Below are 17,275 nucleotides of genomic sequence, written 5' to 3' on the forward strand. Positions count from 1 at the left end.
CCCGCCGGTCCCCTGCTCCGCGCGGAGGCGCTGACGGAGGCTCGGACCGGGGCGGGACGCCGGGCCCCGGCCGACGCGGAGCGCAGGCCGCGGGACCGTCCGCACCAGTCGAGGATAACGGGAACTCGCCGGTCCGCGTCGGAGGGAGCGTCTGAACGCGGACCGCCCTCCGCTCCGGCCGGGCCGGTGGGGAGGGCGGATCGCGTCAGCGGACGACGGTGCGGATCAGCTGCAGGGCGTCAGGCGCTCCACCGCCTCGGACAGCGTGTCCGTGCTGCCGAGCAGGATCACCTGCGTCGCCCTGGACGCGGAGATGTCGGCGAGGACCGCCCGGGGCACGCAGGTGGGCTGGACCGCGAAGAGCGGGCTCCCGGTGTAGCCCGCCGCCGTGGCTCCGGCCAGGGCGTCGGGGAACTTCTCACCGGTCGCGAGGTAGACGGTCTTCGCCGAGGTGAAGGCCGCCTTGTTCAGCTTCTCCGAGGTGTCGTACCGGTCGGTCCCGCCGATGCGGGTGATCACCGGGCCCGTGATCGAGCGCTCGATGCCGGCGCTGACCGAGAGCGAGGAGCCCGCGATGGTCAGCGTCCTGATCTTGAGGCCGCTGATGATCTGCTGGGTGAGGGGGTCCACCGTGGAGCCGGTTCCGTTGGTCAGCACCACCGGAGCGTCCTTCGCGCCGGCCGCGGCGCTGGCGCTCAGAGCGTCGGGGAACTTCTCGCCCGTCGCCAGCCAGGCCCTCGAGGAGCCGGTGGGGAAGGCGTACTGCAGGATCTTCTTCGAGGTGTCGTAGCGGTCGACTCCGCCGAGGCGCGTGATGTTCCTGTTCGTCGCGTACCCGGCCAGGTCGTTGTAGACCTGGCTGCCGACGCTGAGCTCGGAGCCGACGACGACGATCTTCGCGGGCTTGAGACGCGTCAGCTCGGTGCGGACGACCTGGCTCATCGAGTCGCGGTCGACCAGGAGCAGCGGCCCGCCCGCCTTGGCCGCGGCGGGTCCGGCGCTGAGCGCGTCCGGGAAGTTCTGCCCGGTGGCGACGTAGACGACGGGGACGTTCGCCGGGAAGGTGCGCTTGGACACCTCGACCGCGGTGCCCTGACGGTCGGTGCCCGAGATGCGCGAGACGGCCGGCGAGCCGGCGGGCGGGGCGGTCGGCGTTGCGGTCGGCGTGGGCGTGACCGGAGGAGTGGTCGGGGTCGGCGTGACCGGCGGGGTGGTCGCGGTGGCCGTCGGGGTCGGCGTGACCGGCGGGGTGGTGGCTCCGCTTCCCGTGACGCGGACTGCGGCGTCCGACGTGATGGTCGCTCCGCGGGGCTGCTCCACCCTGCCGTTGCTGATGCCGGTGACCTGGAGCAGGCTGCTCACGCGGTCCTTGTAGGCGTCGTAGGCGCTGGACGGGATCGTCACGGTGACCTTGGACTGATCGTTGTCCGCGACCACCTGGGCGGGGATCCGCTCGGTCCTGCTGGGACCGACGTAGGCGGTGAGCCCCTGGAGGTCGTAGAAGCCGGGCTGGTTGGACTCGAGGACGACGGTGTCGCCGCCCTTCACGTCCGGCACCTCAGCGGCGTTGCTGTAGGCGAAGTAGGCGGCGCTGCGCTGGAGCGTCTGCGCCGTCCCGCTGAGGTCTACCCCGCCGACGCCGCCGCTGCCGGAGGCTCCGGCGACGGAGAGGGTGGCCGACGTGGTCAGCTCGTAGCCGCTGTCGACCGGCTGGCCGATCGGCTCCCGGGGGTTCTTGATCGGCTGCTTCTGCGCCGTGATCTGGAGGGCGACGGTTCCACTGCCGAACGAGGCGAGGGGCTGCTTCAGGTCGATGCGGAAGCTGCGGCTCCCGGACGCGAGCTTCGCCGACCCGGCGAGGTCGTAGTCGCCGATCGCCCAATTGTAGGTCGTGAACGCCGGATAGGAACCCGTCGGCCGAGCGGAGTCGGAGAGCGTGACGTCGAGACCGGTGACGTCGCCCGCGACGGGACTGATCTGGGCGGCCGAGAACGTCTCGGTGGTCGACCAGTTGTAGGGACTCGTCAGCGCGACCATCCGGCTCTCCGCGGCGGCGGCCGCTCCGGCTCCTGTCGTCACTCCGAGGACGACGGCTGCCGTGCTCGCGACCGCGATGGCGGTGCGCCTCCACCTCGCTCGCGTCGTCGTCTGCGGTCGGGATGTGGTCATGGCGAGTTCCCCCTCGTCGTGGTCCTCGTGCCGAGCACTCCCGTCGGCACGTCCGTCGCGGTGCCCGCGCTGGGGCACACGTGTCGGTCAGGGCAGCCTAACCGTGCTGAGCGGCGTCCCGGGGAGGGGAGGGCGCCGCCGACTACCGGGATCGTCGACCGGTCCGCCCGCACGAGGCTGTGCTCACGCTCGGATCCGCACCGGTCGGAGTGGTCCTGCAGGAGCGACGGGCGAACTCCGGGCTCTCTCGGGCTCGACGGGCGAGGGGCCTCGTCGAGGATCTTTTCGCCCTTTCCGACCCCGACCGGGGCGCATGGCGGGGCGGTTCCCGGTCGGGTCCGGCGCGTCAGCCCTGGATCGGGACGGTTCGGCCGACCAGGCAGGCGCCGGTCGCGATCGGTGCCGCGATCACCGCCCGCACCCCGCCGCTCTTCGGGCCGTACTGGCCGATGAGGCACGACTCCCCGAGCTTGACGGAGACCTGCACCGAGTCCGCGTCGAGTCCGACCGAGGTCTCGTCCGCTGTCAGCTGCATCGACTCGCGGGAGAACCCCGCCGCGACGAGCGCGTCGACCACGCTGGAGCCGCTCACCTCCGGATCGGGCTCGGCCGCCGCGCGAAGGGTCTGCTCGAACACGGGGAGGTTCTGCTCCGTCGTCCCGCCCGGCACGAAGGCGACGGGTGCGGCGGACTCCGCCGGTGCCGGCGCCTCGGCCGCGGAGGAGGACACCACGGGGTCCGGCGCCGACGGCGACGTGCAGCCGGAGAGGCATACGGCGAGACCGCCGAGCACGAGCGCGATGCGGGCCGCTCGGTTCCGTGTCACGCCCGGCTCCTCCCGACCGGGACGGCTCTCGCTCCGGTCCCCCGGATCAGAACGGGGTCTCCCCGGATCCTACCGAGAGACCGGGAGCGCCTCCGCCGACGCCCGCCGCCACCGGCGGCTCGGGCGCGGCATCACCGCGGTCATGGCCCGACGCGCCCCAGTCCCCCGCCGCGGCGCCCTCGCGCGGCGCCTCCTCGCTCCACCCGGGCTCGGCGGCGGGGGCGGGAGCAGAGGCGCGCCCGACGGTCTTCGTGAAGCTGCTGGTCCCCCAGGCGAGGTCGTGCCCGATGCCCTCGGCCGTGAGGACCACATCGGTACCGGCCTTGCCTCCCGCCTCCCAGGCCCTCACCCCGAGCCGCCCGGTGACGAGGATCCGGTCGCCGCGCGACAGGGAGGACAGCGCGTTGCCGGCCAGGCCGTTGAACGCGGTGACGGTGTACCAGTTGGTCGAGACGTCGACCCAGCGCTGCTCCGAGCGGTCGTAGCGCCGCTGCGTCGAGGCGAGCCGGAAGCTGGTCATCGCGGTGCCGCTGGAGGTGTCGATGCTCCGGGGCTCGGTGCCGATGGTCCCGATGACGGTCAGCGTGTCGGTCATGGTCGTGTCCTCTCTACTCCTGTCCCGCCGCGGCTGCGGCGGGCACGGCGCCCGGGCGGAGGGGGCTGGTACCGCTCGGGCGCCGCAGGGCCAGTGTCGCGACGAAGGGCCCGCCTCCGAGGTGGAGGCGGGCCCTTCTGGGGAGAGGACGAGCGGATCGTCCCCTGTGGAGGAGCGTCACGACGCGGTGATGTACCTCGAGTAGGACTTGCGGATCTTGTTCACCTTGGGCAGTGCGACCGCCATGCAGTAGCCCTGGCCCGGGTTCTTCGCGAAGAAGTCCTGGTGGTAGTCCTCGGCGGGGTAGTAGACGCCCAGCGGCGAGATCTCGGTGACGATCGGGCCGTCCCACCACTCGGACGCACGGTCGCGCGCGGTCTCGAACAGCTCCTTCTCCTCGTCGGAGGAGTAGAACATCGCCGAGCGGTACTGCGTGCCGACGTCGTTGCCCTGGCGGTTCAGCTGTCGCGGGTCGTGCAGGGTGAAGAAGACGTCGAGGACGACCTGCTCGGGGATGACCTCGGGGTCGAAGGTGACGGCGACGGCCTCGGCGTGGCCGGTGCGCCCGGAGCAGACGTCCTCGTAGTCGGGCTCGGTCGTGCGGCCGCCGGTGTAGCCGGAGACGACGTCGGTCACGCCGTCGAGGACGCGGTAGACGGCGTCCAGACACCAGAAGCATCCTCCGGCGAGTACGAATGTGCGCATTGCGTGTGACTCACTTCCTGTCGCGTCGACGCGACCGGGGTGCCGGAGGCGTCAGTCGGTCCAACACGCTCACCGCCCCCTGCATTCCGCGGATCCGCCCCCTGCAATAGAGTCGCGGCGTGAGCTACGACGCCGCCCCCGCCCGCTACGACCGCATGGACTACCGACGCACCGGACGGAGCGGCCTGCTGCTGCCCGCCCTGTCGCTGGGCCTCTGGCACAACTTCGGATCCGACCGCTCCCTCGACACGCAGCGCGCGATCCTCCGCCGCGCGTTCGACCTGGGCGTCACCCACTTCGACCTCGCGAACAACTACGGACCGCCCTACGGCGCCGCCGAGACGGCCTTCGGCCGCATCCTCGCGGAGGACCTCCGCCCGTACCGCGACGAGATCGTCATCTCGTCCAAGGCCGGATACGACATGTGGCCCGGCCCGTACGGGGACGGCGGCTCGCGCAAGTACCTGCTCTCCTCGCTCGACCAGAGCCTGCAGCGGATCGGCGTCGACTACGTCGACGTCTTCTACTCGCACCGTCCGGACCCGGAGACTCCGATCGAGGAGACCATGGGCGCTCTCGTCTCGGCGGTGGAGTCGGGCAAGGCGCTCTACGCCGGCATCTCGAACTACTCGCCCGAGCAGACCCGGGCCGCGCAGGCGGCACTGGCGGGCAGCGGAGTCCCACTCCTCCTGCACCAGCCCCGCTACTCGCTGTTCGACCGCGGGCCCGAGGACGGCCTCTTCCCCGTGCTCGACGAGCTCGGCACCGGCTGCATCGTCTTCTCGCCGCTGGCGCAGGGGCTCCTGACGGACCGCTACCTCGACGGCACCGTGCCGGAGGGGTCCCGTGCGGCCACGTCGCGCTTCCTCTCCTCCGACCGGATCGACGAGGCGTACCTGACACGGGCCCGCGGCCTGAACGCGATCGCGCAGCAGCGCGGCCAGTCGCTGGCCCAGCTCGCCCTGAGCTGGGTGCTCCGGGTGCCCACCGTCACGAGCGCCATCATCGGCGCGTCGAGCGTCGCGCAGCTCGAGCAGAACGTCGCCGCGCTGGACGCCGGCCCCCTCTCACAGGAGGAGATCGACGCGATCGAGGAGTTCGCGGTGCACGGCACGACCCTGCGCTGACGCCCCGGCGGGGATGTCGGTGGTCGGCCGTAGTCTGCGACAGCACTCGGCCGGTGGGTGCTCCGAGACTCGAGCAGGAGGAACCGATGTCCCTGTCCACGCTGCACGCCACCCGCACCCCGCCGACGCTCACCCGGGTCAACGCCCGGCTGTGGCGCGTGAGCACCGGCTCGGGCGCCGTGGTCGGTCACATCGAGCTGGTCGAGGATCCGCTCGGCGAGCGGTACCGCGCCCGGCTGCTGCGGGCGGGCATGCCCGCCGGCGCCGAGCTCGGCGAGTTCTGGAGCGTCGACGACGCGATCGAGGTCTTCCGCGTCGCCTGACGCGCCGATCCGCCCGGTCGGCGGCGTGCCGACCGGGCCGCGGCGACCGCCCCGGATAGCGTTCGCCCCATGCAGTGGTGGAACGAGTTCATGTCCTGGATCCGCACGAGCGACGGGCACCAGGCGGTCTTCACGGCCGCTGTGGTCCTGCTGGCCGTGGTGGTCGGAGCGATCGTGATCGCCTCCGTCTTCCGAGCGTCCATCGCGCGCCTCATCCGTCAGCAGGATCACGAGCGGAAGAACGCGGTCATCGCGACGCTCGTCGACGCCGCGGTCGACGCCTCGGCCTGGAACGTCCTCAGCAGCCCGGAGCGCGTCCTCAGCGACCGCGCGTCCGCGCAGGCCGAGACGCACCTGCGCCTCCTGCCCGTCAAGGGCTCCGGAGTCGCGGCCAACTGGGCCGCGCACGAGCTCGCCGAGCTGAAGCACACCTCGAGCACCGGCGGCTACCAGACGCAGGCGAGCGTGGGCGAGTTCCGCGACCGCCTCGTGCAGTGGCGGGACAAGCCCGGACGCGCCCGGAAGGCCTTCCTCACCGACCTCGAGCGCTGGCGCTTCTCGGAGACGGGTCGAGACCGCTCCGCCGAGTCCGCTCCGTCGTCCGATCGGGCCGCGAGCACCGCCGAGGCCGCTCCCCAGCGCACCGCTCCCCCGGCCGCCGGATCGACCGCCGCCGCACCGACCGCCGTCGCACCGGTCGTCGTCGGCGCGGGCTCCGCCTCCGGCTCTGCAGCCCCGCAGACGCCCACGATCGTCCTCCCAGCGTCGGCCGGGGACGCCTCGCAGGAGGAGACCCGCCGCCTGCTCGCCGACGTCGACCGACTGGAGGTGCCCTCGCGCGAGCGTCCCGTGGAGGAGCTGCCGCCCGTCGACCCGCAGCGCTCGGCTCCTGCCGCCGAGCCGCAGCCGGATGCGGAGCACGACGCGACGCCGTCGGCTCCGGCCGACGGAGACCGCGACGACGTGCCGGCCGATGACGAGGCCGTCGTCCGGGCGGACGAGGCCCGGTTCGAGCGGTCCGCCTCGGACGACGACCGAGGCCAGGAGCGCAGCTCGGTCTGAGTGCTCCCGACCACGAGAAGAAGGCCCCGATCGCGAGTGCGATCGGGGCCTTCTCCGTGGTGCGGGCGGTGCGTGTACTGACTAGCTGTGTGCATCACGTGCACGGGCGACTCGGCCGACCAGTACGGCGAGGGGCGCCGCGACGATCGTCCACGCGACGGCGATTCCACCGAGGATGGCGAGGAGCAGCATGGTCGTACCTCCGTTCGTTACGTCGTTGTAATTCCGGACACCCCAAGACTAGGTGCCTGAATGTCACTCAAACGACTTCGGGTGGGAAACACGCCGGTGTTGCCTCCGATTTGCCGGTGTGTTACTGGTGGAGCGACCGCGAGTCCTCGTCCGAGGGTCACCGGAGCGGAGGAAAACCCCGTGGGTGCCGGGCGTCACTCCTCGGAGGAGCGCAGCGCCGCCCGAGGAGAGGCCGCGACGCGGTCGAAGGACGGGCGCGAGGCGTCGACGCTGATCCGCACGCCACCGGGACAAGACTAGGGACGGCGACCGGCGCGCTCCCGATCCGATGGTGCCCCCGGCAGGAATCGAACCTGCGACCAAGAGATTAGAAGGCTCCTGCTCTATCCGCTGAGCTACGGGGGCGGACTCCGACCACGATACCGAAGCGCAGAGGCCGCGCCCGCCGGGGCCTAGGCGCCCCGGACGAGTCCCAGCACTCCCACGACCAGGGAGACCACGGCGAGGGCGAGCGACACGCCGATGAGCACCGTGTGCACGCGGAGGAAGGTCGTCGCGCGGCCGTCCGCGTCGCGCGCCCGCGGATCCTTGCGGACGCGGCGGAGGAAGGGCGGCCAGACGATCGCGTTCCACACGGCGTTGACGATGAGGAGGCAGCAGGCGAGCGTGATCACGAGGGTCCAGTGTAGGAGGAGCGAGGCGGCCGGACCGGGTGTCGGCGGCCGCCGATAGACTGCCCCGCATGAGTAGCGCCCCCGACCGTCTTGTCTGGATCGACTGCGAGATGACGGGGCTCGACCTCTCCGTCGACGAGCTCGTCGAGATCGCCGTCGTCGTCACCGACTTCGAGCTGAACCCGCTCGACGAGGGGCTCTCCCTCGTCATCCGGCCCGACGCGACCGCGCTCGAGAACATGGGCGACTTCGTCCGGTCGATGCACGAGACCTCCGGCCTGCTGGTCGAGATCCCCTCCGGCGTCAGCGTCGCGGAGGCCGAGTACGAGGTGCTGGAGTACGTGCTGAAGCACGTCCCGGCGGAGCAGCAGGCCCCCCTCGCCGGCAACTCGATCGGCACCGACCGCGCCTTCCTCGCGAAGTTCATGCCGCGCCTCGACGGCCACCTGCACTACCGCAACGTCGACGTCAGCACGATCAAGGAGCTGGCACGGCGCTGGTTCCCGCGCATCTACTTCAACGCGCCCAAGAAGCACGGCGGACACCGCGCTCTCGCCGACATCCTCGAGAGCATCCGCGAGCTGCAGTACTACCGCCGTGCCGTGTTCGTGGAGCAGCCGGGGCCGAGCACCGCCGAGGTGCAGGCCGTGTCGGCCGCCGTCGTGGACGAGTTCGCCTCGCGGATGTAGTACTCTCGTACAGTTGCTTCGGCGGATCACCCCGCCGGAACACGCTCCTGGTGGGTATAGCTCAGTTGGCAGAGCGCCTGGTTGTGGTCTAGGAGGTCGCGGGTTCGAGCCCCGTTACTCACCCCAGTGGCTGTGCATGCAGCGGAAGAGGCCCGGAGTTCCGACTCCGGGCCTCTTCGCACATCCGGCGACCGGCAGCGATCGCCGACGCAGAGAGGTCCCGGATGCTCGAGCTGGATGAGGACGCCTTCGAAGCCCTGGTGATCTCCGAGCTCGACGCGCTCCCGGACGACATGGTCGACGGGCTCGACAACGTCGTGTTCGTCGTGGAGGACCGGCCCGAGGACGGGACCCTGGATCTGCTCGGCTACTACGACGGCGTCGCCCTCACCGAGCGCGAGCGCTACGGCTTCGGCGAGATGCCCGACCGCATCGTGCTGTTCCGCGAGCCGCACCTCGCCGCGTGCGACGATCTGGACGCGCTGCGCGACGAGATCCACGTCACGCTCGTCCACGAGATCGCCCACTTCTACGGCATCGACGACGACCGGCTGCACGAGCTCGGCTGGGCCTGATCACCGCCGAGGGCGAGCCTCCCACCGGCATCCGCGCGTCGCCGCGCTCGGAGGGGACCCCTCAGCCGCGCACCGCTCCCCCGCCGCCCGTGTCCAGCACGAGGTCGGCGTTCTCCCGGGGCCGCTCCCGAGCGCAGTAGGAGCGGAAGTCGCGGTCCCAGGCGTCCCAGTGCGGAGCGAAGAGCTCGCCGTCGCGCTCGAGCGCGCGCACGCGCCGCACCTCGTCGTCGGCCTCGAGCCAGACCACCAGATCGGCGTGGCGGCGCGCGGCGGCGCCGGCCGATCCGCAGCCCTCGAGCACGAGAAGCGTCTCGCGGACGACGCGGCGCCCGGCCGTCGTCCCCGCGGCCCAGTTCCAGGGCCGCCAGTGCGCCGCGAGGCCGAGGCCGTGGGGGCGGACGAGCGTCCCGGCCGTCTCCCGCGACGCCCGGTCCACGCCCGTCCAGCCGGGGTAGAGGTCGTCCATCCGCACGAGCGCGACCGACGGTGCCGCCGGCGCGAGACGGAGCTGCTCGACCAGCGCGCGCGCGAACGTCGACTTGCCGGAGCCGCTCGGTCCGTCCAGCAGCACCGTCCGACGACGCCGCGCGATCACGGAGCGGGCGAGGTCGCCCGCCGTGTGATCCGTCAGCGGCAGGATCCGCTCAGCCATGCAGGACGAAGCTCCAGGAGCCGGTGACGACGGCGGCGGTCACGGCGACGGCAGCGATCAGCACTCCGCCCGCGAGCAGCAGGAGGTCGCCGGCTCCGAGGCGCGACTGCCGCGCCCAGGTGCGCGGGACGCCGGAGCCGAAGCCCTTCGCCTCCATCGCCGTCGCGAGCCTGCTCCCCCGCCGGATGGCCAGCACGAGCAGCGAGAACGTGCGGGCCGCGAGGCTGCGGAGCGCCTCGACGGGCCCGCGGCCGTCGGCGACCCCACGGGCCCGGCGGGCCATCGACAGGGTGCGCCAGTCGTCGACGAGCAGACCGACGAGCCGCATGCCGGCGAGAGCGCCGAGCACGAAGCGCGAGGGCAGGCGCAGGATCTGCGCCAGGCCGTCCGCCAGGTCCGTCGGGTCGGTGGTGGCGATGAGGACCACGCTCGGCAGTCCGATCGCCAGGACGCGCAGCGCGATGGCCAGCCCGAGGGCGACGGATCCCTCTGTGACCGAGACGATGAGGAACTCCGCGTAGACGGCGCCGCTGTCACGCCCGTAGAGGACTGTCGAGAGGCCGGCGAGCGGAGCCGCGATCCAGACGGGAGCCGTCCGCCGCACGAGCTCACCCGCCCGGAGCCCCGCGAAGGGCAGAACCAGCAGCTCGAGCGCCAGCGCCGTCGCCGCGGAGACCGCATCGACCGTGAGGAGGAGCGCGAACGCGATGACCAGGCTGGCGAGGAGCTTGGCGACCGGGTTGGCCCGGGCGATCCGGCTGCGCGCGGGAACGGAGTCGAGGAGCGTCATCCCGACACCACCTCGCGGGCGCCGAGGGTGACGACCGAGTCGGCGAGGGCGGCGACCAGCGCCTCGTCGTGGGTGACGGCGAGCACCGCCGTGCCCGCGTCGCGCTGCTCGGCGAGGAGGTCGACGAGCACCTCCCAGGTCAGGCGGTCCTGCCCGAACGTCGGCTCGTCGAGGACGAGCACGGACGGCGACCGGGTGAGGGCGGACGCGACGGCCAGGCGCCGCTTCTCGCCTCCGGAGAGGGTGAACGGGTTTGCGTCGGCGAGGTGCGCGAGGCCGAGGCGCTCCAGGAGCTCCTCCGCCCGATGCCGCTCCGTCTCGTCGCGGGCGCCCAGCGCGAGCTCGGCGCGCACGCGAGCGGTGAGGAACTGGTGCTCCGGCTCCTGGAACACCATCGCGATCCGTCCGGCGAGCTGAGCCGAGGTCCAGCGGATCGGCTCCGGGCCCGCACCGGCGCGGAGCGACTCGGAGGCGGTCACCCGCCCCGCGACCGGCGGCAGGAGACCGGCCAGCGTGAGCGCGAGGGTCGACTTCCCCGCGCCGTTGGGTCCCAGCACGGCCGTGGCCCGCGCGGAGTCGACGGCGAGCTCGAGCCCCGAGGCCACGATGGTCGAGCGGCGGCGCCCGAGGACGGGCCGGCCGATGGCGAGGTCGTGCGCGCTCAGGGCGGCGGGCGAGGGCAGCACGCTCGCCCCGCGCCGGGCGGGGGTGTCACCGGGCAGCCAGACGCCGGAGGCGCGGAGCACGTCGTGCGCCCGATCGAGGACCTCGACCGGAGCGCCGTCGGCGACGACCGCGCCGTCCCGCCCGAGCACCACGACCCGGTCGACGAGGCCGACCCACACGTCGACCCGGTGCTCGACGACGATCAGCGTCGCCCCCGTGCGGGCGGCCGTGCGCTCCACCGCCGCCCGCACCTCGCGCACGCCGTCCGGATCGAGGTTGGCGGTGGGCTCGTCGAGGAGCAGGAGCCGCGGACGCATGGCGAGCACACCTGCCAGGGCGAGCCTCTGCTTCTGCCCTCCCGAGAGCGCCGAGGTGGAGTGGTCCAGCGGCACGTCGAGCCCGACGTCGCCGAGCGCCTCCCGCACCCGCGCGGGGATCTCCTCGCGCGGCACACCGAGGTTCTCGCAGGCGAACGCGACGTCGTCGCCGACCCGCGCCAGGACCGCCTGAGTGTCCGGATCCTGCAGCACGAGCCCCGCGACACCGCGCCGGGTGAGCGGCGCGGCTCCGTCGATCTCGAGCTCACCGGCCGCGGAGCCGTCCTCCTCCCCGCCGAGGACGCCGGCCAGGGCGTGCAGCAGCGTGCTCTTTCCCGCGCCGGAGGGGCCGAGGAGCAGCACGCGCTCCCCCGGCTCCAGCGCGAGATCGAGCCCGGAGAGGGCGTCGCGGGAGCGTCCCGCGTGCCGCCAGCTCCAGCCCCGCGCCCGGACGGAGGCGCCGCTCATCGAGCGCCCGCGCCGGCTCCCTCGACCGTCCGGCCCTCGCGCCCGGAGGCGAAGCGGTCCAGCGCTCCCGAGGCCGCAAGCCCCCGCACCGCGAACCAGGACAGCAGCCCGGCCAGGAGCGCGCCCGAGACGATCGAGGAGGCGACGTAGACGGTCTTGAAGAGCGCGTCGTTGACGGCGTAGTACGACAGCAGGTCGTTGATCGCGAGGGCCAGCCCGGCACCGGCACCGGCCAGCATCGCGACGAGCGGACGGCCGCTGCGGTAGAGGAAGAGCGCCAGGACGATCTCCGCGCCGAGTCCCTGCACGAGTCCGGAGATCAGCACGGTGAAGCCCCACTGGGTGCCGATCAGAGCCGACACGGCCGCGGCGACCAGCTCGGTGTAGAGCGCGGCTCCGGGCTTGCGGATGATCAGGCCGCCGAGGACGCCGGCGAAGAGCCAGCCGCCGCCGAGGAGCCCGCCGAGCCCGGGCAGGAACTCGAAGGCGAGGCCGAGGACGTTCGTCGCCAGGCCCCAGGCCCAGAAGACGATCCCGCTCGCGACGGCGACGACGCTCGCCACCACGATGTCGACGACCCGCCAGCGCAGATCGCGCCGGGCCGGGGCGGAGGAGGTGAGGTTCTGCGCGTTCGTGTTCTGCGCGTTCGTGTTCTGCGCGTTCGTGTTCTGCACTGACGTGCCCTTTCGTGGAAGCGAATGGAGGGCACGGGTTGGTAAGAGGAGATCGAAACGTTCCTTCGCTGGCATGACCCAGATCAGGTTCGACGGTCGAAGGCTGCTGCCTTCCTCTCAGCCCGGTGCACCGGACTCCCGTGTTCGTCGGCAATCATAGACGTCATGTCGTGGTCGGTGGTCGTCGTCCTGGCCGTGCTGCTGATCGTTCTGCTGCAGGCTCTGCTCTGGCAGCGCCGTGCGCGGATCCGCCGCGAGCTGCTCAGCTACGGCACGCGGGTGCCGGCGCGCGTCGTCGGGCCGGATCCGGCACGCGGCGATCGCGATTCGGCACGGGATCTGGGCCGGCTCCTGGTCGTCTACCGGACCGCCGAGGGTGTGGAGAAGCGCGCGCAGAAGTACCCGCTGAAGCGCGGGGATGCGTGGATGGCCGGCGAGCCCGCCGCGGTGATCTACGACCCACGCCGGCCGGACGACGCCGAGCGGCTGATCGTCGGCTTCGGCCGGACGAAGAAGAAGTGGTACCCCGCGCGCCAGCAGCGCGCCAGCTGACGCGGGGCCGCTCCGGCTACTTCTTGAGGGCGCGGATGATGCGCGCGAGGGCCTTGCCGGTCACCCACACGAAGGGGATGCCGACGGCGAGGACCGAGATCACGTTCGGCTGGAAACGCAGGCCGAGGTCGTCCTTGATGTAGGCGCCGATCGGGATGACCGTGGCGCCGCCGCCCCCGCCGCCGCCCTCCTGGCCGTCCTCGGAGCCGCTGCCTCCGCCGAAGCCGAACCAGCGGAGGGCGACGGGGACGAGCGAGACGCCGTCGACGGTGACGGGCTCGCCGTAGATCGTCGCGGTACCCGCGGTGGTGACGGTGTCGGCCAGGGAGACTGCGATGTTGGGCATGGTGCGACGGTACTCCGCGGCTCTCCGCGGCGACAAGCGGCCCGCCGGGGCGCACAGGACTCGTCCATGGACCTCCGGGGACCTGCTGCCATGATCGACGGATGTCCGCCCGCACCCGCCGCCGCCGCCCCGTGCGCTCGGCCGCGGTGGCGGTCGCGAGCCTCGTGCTCGCCGCCTTCCTCGCCTTCCACCGCGCGCTGCCCGATCCGATCGGCTGGCTGTCGGTCCTCGAGGTCGGGATCCCCTGGACGGGGCTCCTCGTGCTGCTCCTCATCGCGGCCGCGGCGGCCCTCCGGTCGCGCCGGACGGCGGCCGCGGTCACCGTGCTGGCGATGGTCTACGGCGTGCTGGTGCTGCCGGTCGCACTGCCGGCGCCGGCCGTGCGCTCCGGCTCGTTCACCGTCGTCAGCCAGAACATCGAGACGAGCGGCGACGCCGGCGGGCTCGCCGCCTCGCTCGCCGCCCGCGGCCCCGACGTGATCGCGCTGCAGGAGCTCGACGGAGACGCCGTGGACGCGGTCGACGCCGAGCTGGCCGACGAGTACCCGTACTCGTCCGTCTCGAGCACCGTCGGCGTGTGGAGCCGGACCGAGCTGACCGACGAGGAGCCGCTCGACCTCGGTCTCGGCTGGGAGCGCGCGCTCGCCGTCGACGTCGACACACCGGTCGGCAGCGCTCGCCTGTTCGTGGTGCACCTGGCCTCGTTCCGGCCGGGCGACCACGAGGAGCGGGACACCATGCTCTCGAACCTCGCCACCGCTCTCCGAGACGACGAGTCGGAGCGGACACTGGTCATCGGTGATTTCAACACGCCGACGGACGACCACCTGTTCGCTCCGGTGCTGGCGGAGGCGGGCCTCGTCCGCACGGGCGGAGTCGGCTTCCCGGCGACCTGGCCGTCCCTGCTGCCGCTCGTCTCGCTCGACCACGCGCTCGCCGACGGCGTCACCGCCGCGACCGTCGCGGTCCTGCCGCCGAACGGCTCCGACCACCGCCCGATCAGTCTGACGATCGGTTCCGCGTAGCGAGCGTGTCGCTGAGGTCGATCCCCTTGGCCGACTCGGGAGCCGACCGGGACAGGAGCGAGGCGGGACGCACGGCCCCGGAGCCGAAGCGGGCGGCCACGCCGTCGACCGCGAGCTCCGCGTCGCGCCAGTCGTCGGAGTCGCTCCACAGGGAGAACGCGACGTCGTCGCCCTCGACGAGCTGCTCGCCGCGCACGCCGATCAGCCGCACGGGCCGCCGCATCGGGTTGGCCGCCTCGAGCAGCGCGGAGGAGGCCTCGTAGAGGACGCGGGCCACGTCCGTCGCCTCGACGAGCGTGCGGGAGCGGGTGAGGGTGCTGAAGTCGCCGAAGCGCACCTTCACCGCGACGGTGCGGCAGCGCACTCCCGAGCGGCGCATCCGCACGGCGACCTTGTCGCAGAGCCGCAGCAGCTCACGACGGACGAGCTCGGGGTCGGCCACGTCATCGGCGAACGTGATCTCGTGTCCGGCGCTCTTCTCGATCTGGCGGGTGTCGACCGGCCGCGGATCCACCCCGTTCGCCAGGGCGTGCAGGCGCCTCCCGGTCGCCTCGCCGAGGGCGGACACCAGCGACGGCAGCGGGGTGGTCGCGACGTCGGCGACGGTGCGCAGACCGCGGCGGACGAGCGCCTCCTCCGTGCTCGCGCCGACTCCCCACAGCGCGCTCACGGGCAGCGGATCGAGGAACTCGCGGACGCCGTCGGCGGGGACGACCAGCAGACCGTCGGGCTTGGAGCGGCCGGAGGCGAGCTTGGCGACGAACTTGGTGCTGGCGATCCCGACCGAGCAGGTCAGCCCGAGCTCGGCGTGCACCCGGCGGCGGATCTCGGTGCCGATCGCGAACGGCGAGCCCGAGATGCGGCGGGCACCCGCGACGTCGAGGAACGCCTCGTCGATGCTCAGACGCTCGACCAGCGGCGTGAAGGAGTCGAAGATCGCCATGACGCGGCGAGAGGCCTCGCGGTAGCGCTCCATGTGCGGCTCGAGGACCACGGCCTGCGGGCAGCGGCGGAGGGCGACCGCCATGGGCATCGCCGAGTTGACGCCGTAGCGGCGCGCCTCGTACGTCGCCGCTGTGACGACGGAGCGCGCTCCGTGGTGGCCCACGATGACCGGCCTCCCGCGCAGATCCGGCCGGTCGAGCAGCTCGACGGAGGCGAAGAACGCGTCCATGTCGATGTGCATGATGCTCGCGCGCGGGTCGTCGAAGGGCTCGGTCGTGACCTGCCGCCCCGTGCCGTCCTGCTTGCTCATGCGGTGCCGTCCTGCTCGCTCACGCCGCGCCGTCCTGCCTGCTCACGCCGCTCCGTCCTGCTCGCCCACGCCTCGGGACATGCTCGCACGCACCACCGACATCGGCCGCTCGACCGCTGCGCCCGGGCCGGCCGGGAATGAGCGCCGACCACTCGCGGTTGACCCGAGCACCACGACGCTCCGGAGAGACCATGACGCACGAGCAGCCCGACTCCCCCACCGCCACCGAGACCGGCCCCGGCGCCGAGATGAGCCGCTGGCTCGATCTGCAGGACCGCGCCCACCGCGCCTTCGAGCTCCGGCTGAGCGCCGTCGAGGACTGGTCGGCCCCCACGCCCGACACCGAGTGGGACACGCGCGCTCTGGTGCTGCACGTCGTCCGCGAGCAGCAGCGCGCGCACACGCTCCTCTCGGGGGGCGACGAGTCGGCGCTGCGCCTCGAGTCCGTCGCCACCGATCTGAGGAGCGAGTGGCGTCGCGTGACCGACCGCCTGCGCGACGCTGTCCGCACCGTCGACCCGGCCGCGACCGTGCAGCTGGGGCGCGACACCGTCAGCGCCGTCGAGCTGCTGCAGGAGCAGACGGCAGATGTGACCGTCCACGCCTGGGACCTCGCCCGCGCGACCGGCAGCGACGAGCGGCTGGACGAGGAGCTCGTCGCAGCGGTCTGGGAGCTCTTCGCACCCCAGGAGGAGACCCTGCGCGCGAGCGGCCTCTACGCCGCGCCCGTGCCGGTCGACGACGCCGCCTCCCTCCAGAGCCGCCTGCTCGCCATCACCGGACGCGACGACCGCCTCGCCGCCTGACGGCCCGGCGCCCGAACGCCGTCAAGGCCTGGGGGCGTCCAGGGACGCCGCGGCAGGATGGAGGGGACCACGAACACGGGGCGACCCGCCCCGACGAGGAGAGGAACGTCCATGACACGCATCGCCGTCATCGGAGCCCACGGCAAGGTGGGGCAGCAGATCCTGCACCTGCTCTACGACGCCGGCCACGAGTCGGTCGGAGTGATCCGCAACCCCGATCACGCCGAGGACATCGTCCGGCTGGGCGGCGAGCCGCTCGTGCACGACCTCGAGGACACGACGCCCGAGGCCTTCGCCGAGGCGCTGGGCCACGTCGACGGCATGGTCTTCACCGCCGGAGCCGGACCCGACTCGGGCCCGGAGCGCAAGCGCACCGTCGACCTGGGGGCGTCCGTCCTCAGCCAGAAGGCCGCCGCGATCGTCGGGGTCCAGCACTTCGTGCAGGTCAGTGCGATCGGTGTGGACGAGCCGCTCCCCGAGGACACGGAGGAGGGCTGGAAGGCCTACGTCGAGGCCAAGCGCGACGCCGACGCGGCACTGCGCGACTCCGGCCTCGACTACACGATCCTCCGCCCGGGCGGGCTGACGGACGACGAGGGCACCGGCACGATCACGCTCGGCACCTCCGTCGAGAAGGGGAGCATCCCGCGAGCGGACGTCGCCGCGACGGTGATCGCCGCCCTGGCGCAGCCGACCTCCATCGCGAAGACGTGGGAGATCGTCTCCGGTCCCACCCCGATCGAGGACGCGGTGGCTCAGGGAGCCTGAGCCCCGGCCCCTCCTCCTA

20 protein-coding genes, 2 tRNA genes and 1 riboswitch are annotated in these 17,275 nt (G+C 72.7%); of the genes, 10 read left to right on the forward strand and 12 right to left on the reverse strand.

Annotated elements, in window-relative coordinates:
- Positions 1-225: 225 nt before the first annotated feature.
- The 4 genes from GSU40_RS08510 to msrA form a co-directional block, all read right to left on the reverse strand.
- Positions 226-2,169: a cell wall-binding repeat-containing protein gene (locus GSU40_RS08510; RefSeq protein WP_160034449.1), complete on the reverse strand. Its 1,944-nt coding sequence runs from the start codon at positions 2,167-2,169 to the stop codon at positions 226-228.
- A gap of 346 nt (positions 2,170-2,515) precedes the next feature.
- Complete coding sequence (locus tag GSU40_RS08515; protein ID WP_104223710.1) at positions 2,516-2,995, reverse strand: hypothetical protein; 480 nt, start codon at positions 2,993-2,995, stop codon at positions 2,516-2,518.
- Between the two features lie 46 nt (positions 2,996-3,041).
- On the reverse strand, positions 3,042-3,590 hold the full coding sequence (locus GSU40_RS08520; protein WP_160034451.1) for a single-stranded DNA-binding protein: 549 nt from the start codon (positions 3,588-3,590) through the stop codon (positions 3,042-3,044).
- Between the two features lie 177 nt (positions 3,591-3,767).
- The gene (msrA, locus tag GSU40_RS08525) at positions 3,768-4,295 is read right to left on the reverse strand and encodes a peptide-methionine (S)-S-oxide reductase MsrA (protein ID WP_104223713.1); all 528 of its coding nucleotides are present in this window, start codon (positions 4,293-4,295) and stop codon (positions 3,768-3,770) included.
- A gap of 119 nt (positions 4,296-4,414) precedes the next feature.
- Here msrA and GSU40_RS08530 point away from each other — a divergent pair, with 119 nt between their 5' ends.
- From GSU40_RS08530 to GSU40_RS08540, 3 genes are all read left to right on the forward strand, one after another.
- Entirely contained in the window at positions 4,415-5,422 is a 1,008-nt protein-coding gene (locus GSU40_RS08530) for an aldo/keto reductase (protein ID WP_104223714.1), read from the forward strand.
- A gap of 86 nt (positions 5,423-5,508) precedes the next feature.
- A complete protein-coding gene (locus GSU40_RS08535; protein ID WP_104223715.1) occupies positions 5,509-5,745 on the forward strand; it encodes a hypothetical protein in 237 nt (78 codons plus the stop codon).
- 69 nt (positions 5,746-5,814) lie between these two features.
- Positions 5,815-6,807, forward strand: a complete 993-nt coding sequence (locus tag GSU40_RS08540; RefSeq protein ID WP_160034453.1) for a hypothetical protein — start codon at positions 5,815-5,817, stop codon at positions 6,805-6,807.
- A 521-nt stretch (positions 6,808-7,328) separates the two neighbouring features.
- On the opposite strand, the gene GSU40_RS08545 is transcribed toward GSU40_RS08540, so the two are convergent.
- Together GSU40_RS08545 and GSU40_RS08550 are read right to left on the reverse strand one after the other, a co-directional pair.
- A tRNA-Arg gene (locus GSU40_RS08545) sits at positions 7,329-7,404 on the reverse strand.
- Positions 7,405-7,451: 47 nt separating this feature from the next.
- Complete coding sequence (locus GSU40_RS08550; protein WP_104223717.1) at positions 7,452-7,673, reverse strand: hypothetical protein; 222 nt, start codon at positions 7,671-7,673, stop codon at positions 7,452-7,454.
- A 68-nt stretch (positions 7,674-7,741) separates the two neighbouring features.
- On the opposite strand from GSU40_RS08550, the gene orn reads away from it, so the two are divergent.
- The 3 genes from orn to GSU40_RS08565 all read left to right on the forward strand — a co-directional run bounded on the left by orn (position 7,742) and on the right by GSU40_RS08565 (position 8,937).
- Positions 7,742-8,362, forward strand: coding sequence for an oligoribonuclease (gene orn / locus GSU40_RS08555; protein WP_104223718.1), 621 nt, complete (start codon positions 7,742-7,744; stop codon positions 8,360-8,362).
- A 50-nt stretch (positions 8,363-8,412) separates the two neighbouring features.
- Positions 8,413-8,488, forward strand: a tRNA-His gene (locus GSU40_RS08560).
- A gap of 98 nt (positions 8,489-8,586) precedes the next feature.
- Positions 8,587-8,937, forward strand: coding sequence for a metallopeptidase family protein (locus tag GSU40_RS08565; RefSeq protein ID WP_104223719.1), 351 nt, complete (start codon positions 8,587-8,589; stop codon positions 8,935-8,937).
- Between the two features lie 61 nt (positions 8,938-8,998).
- Here the strand turns inward: GSU40_RS08565 and GSU40_RS08570 are convergent, their stop codons facing one another.
- The 4 genes from GSU40_RS08570 to GSU40_RS08585 are packed head-to-tail and all read right to left on the reverse strand — an operon-like array spanning position 8,999 to position 12,504.
- Positions 8,999-9,589 carry a hypothetical protein gene (locus GSU40_RS08570; protein WP_160034455.1) on the reverse strand — a complete coding sequence of 197 codons (591 nt, stop codon included), beginning with the start codon at positions 9,587-9,589 and terminating at the stop codon, positions 8,999-9,001.
- Positions 9,582-10,379, reverse strand: a complete 798-nt coding sequence (locus tag GSU40_RS08575) for an energy-coupling factor transporter transmembrane component T (protein WP_104223720.1) — start codon at positions 10,377-10,379, stop codon at positions 9,582-9,584. The genes GSU40_RS08570 and GSU40_RS08575 overlap by 8 nt, the downstream gene beginning before the upstream one ends.
- Positions 10,376-11,830: an ATP-binding cassette domain-containing protein gene (locus GSU40_RS08580; RefSeq protein WP_160034457.1), complete on the reverse strand. Its 1,455-nt coding sequence runs from the start codon at positions 11,828-11,830 to the stop codon at positions 10,376-10,378. Before GSU40_RS08580 ends, GSU40_RS08575 begins: the two co-directional genes overlap by 4 nt.
- Entirely contained in the window at positions 11,827-12,504 is a 678-nt protein-coding gene (locus tag GSU40_RS08585; protein ID WP_104223722.1) for an ECF transporter S component, read from the reverse strand. The genes GSU40_RS08580 and GSU40_RS08585 overlap by 4 nt, the downstream gene beginning before the upstream one ends.
- Before the next feature lie 43 nt (positions 12,505-12,547).
- A riboswitch (TPP riboswitch) is annotated at positions 12,548-12,655 on the reverse strand.
- A gap of 14 nt (positions 12,656-12,669) precedes the next feature.
- Here GSU40_RS08585 and GSU40_RS08590 point away from each other — a divergent pair.
- A complete protein-coding gene (locus tag GSU40_RS08590; protein WP_104223723.1) occupies positions 12,670-13,056 on the forward strand; it encodes a DUF3592 domain-containing protein in 387 nt (128 codons plus the stop codon).
- A gap of 16 nt (positions 13,057-13,072) precedes the next feature.
- Here the strand turns inward: GSU40_RS08590 and GSU40_RS08595 are convergent, their stop codons facing one another.
- Positions 13,073-13,402, reverse strand: a complete 330-nt coding sequence (locus tag GSU40_RS08595; protein ID WP_104223724.1) for a hypothetical protein — start codon at positions 13,400-13,402, stop codon at positions 13,073-13,075.
- A gap of 101 nt (positions 13,403-13,503) precedes the next feature.
- Between GSU40_RS08595 and GSU40_RS08600 the strand changes: the two genes are divergently transcribed.
- Positions 13,504-14,427, forward strand: coding sequence for an endonuclease/exonuclease/phosphatase family protein (locus GSU40_RS08600; RefSeq protein ID WP_104250548.1), 924 nt, complete (start codon positions 13,504-13,506; stop codon positions 14,425-14,427).
- Here the strand turns inward: GSU40_RS08600 and dinB are convergent.
- Positions 14,402-15,682 (reverse strand): DNA polymerase IV, encoded by a 1,281-nt coding sequence (gene dinB, locus GSU40_RS08605; protein WP_104223726.1) that lies wholly within the window; start codon positions 15,680-15,682, stop codon positions 14,402-14,404. The genes GSU40_RS08600 and dinB overlap by 26 nt on opposite strands.
- Before the next feature lie 191 nt (positions 15,683-15,873).
- On the opposite strand from dinB, the gene GSU40_RS08610 reads away from it, so the two are divergent.
- Together GSU40_RS08610 and GSU40_RS08615 are read left to right on the forward strand one after the other, a co-directional pair.
- On the forward strand, positions 15,874-16,488 hold the full coding sequence (locus GSU40_RS08610; protein ID WP_244229430.1) for a TIGR03086 family metal-binding protein: 615 nt from the start codon (positions 15,874-15,876) through the stop codon (positions 16,486-16,488).
- A gap of 111 nt (positions 16,489-16,599) precedes the next feature.
- Positions 16,600-17,256, forward strand: a complete 657-nt coding sequence (locus GSU40_RS08615; RefSeq protein ID WP_104223727.1) for an SDR family oxidoreductase — start codon at positions 16,600-16,602, stop codon at positions 17,254-17,256.
- Positions 17,257-17,275: the final 19 nt, after the last annotated feature.

Source organism: Rathayibacter sp. VKM Ac-2805 (assembly GCF_009834265.1).
GTDB lineage: Bacteria > Actinomycetota > Actinomycetes > Actinomycetales > Microbacteriaceae > Rathayibacter.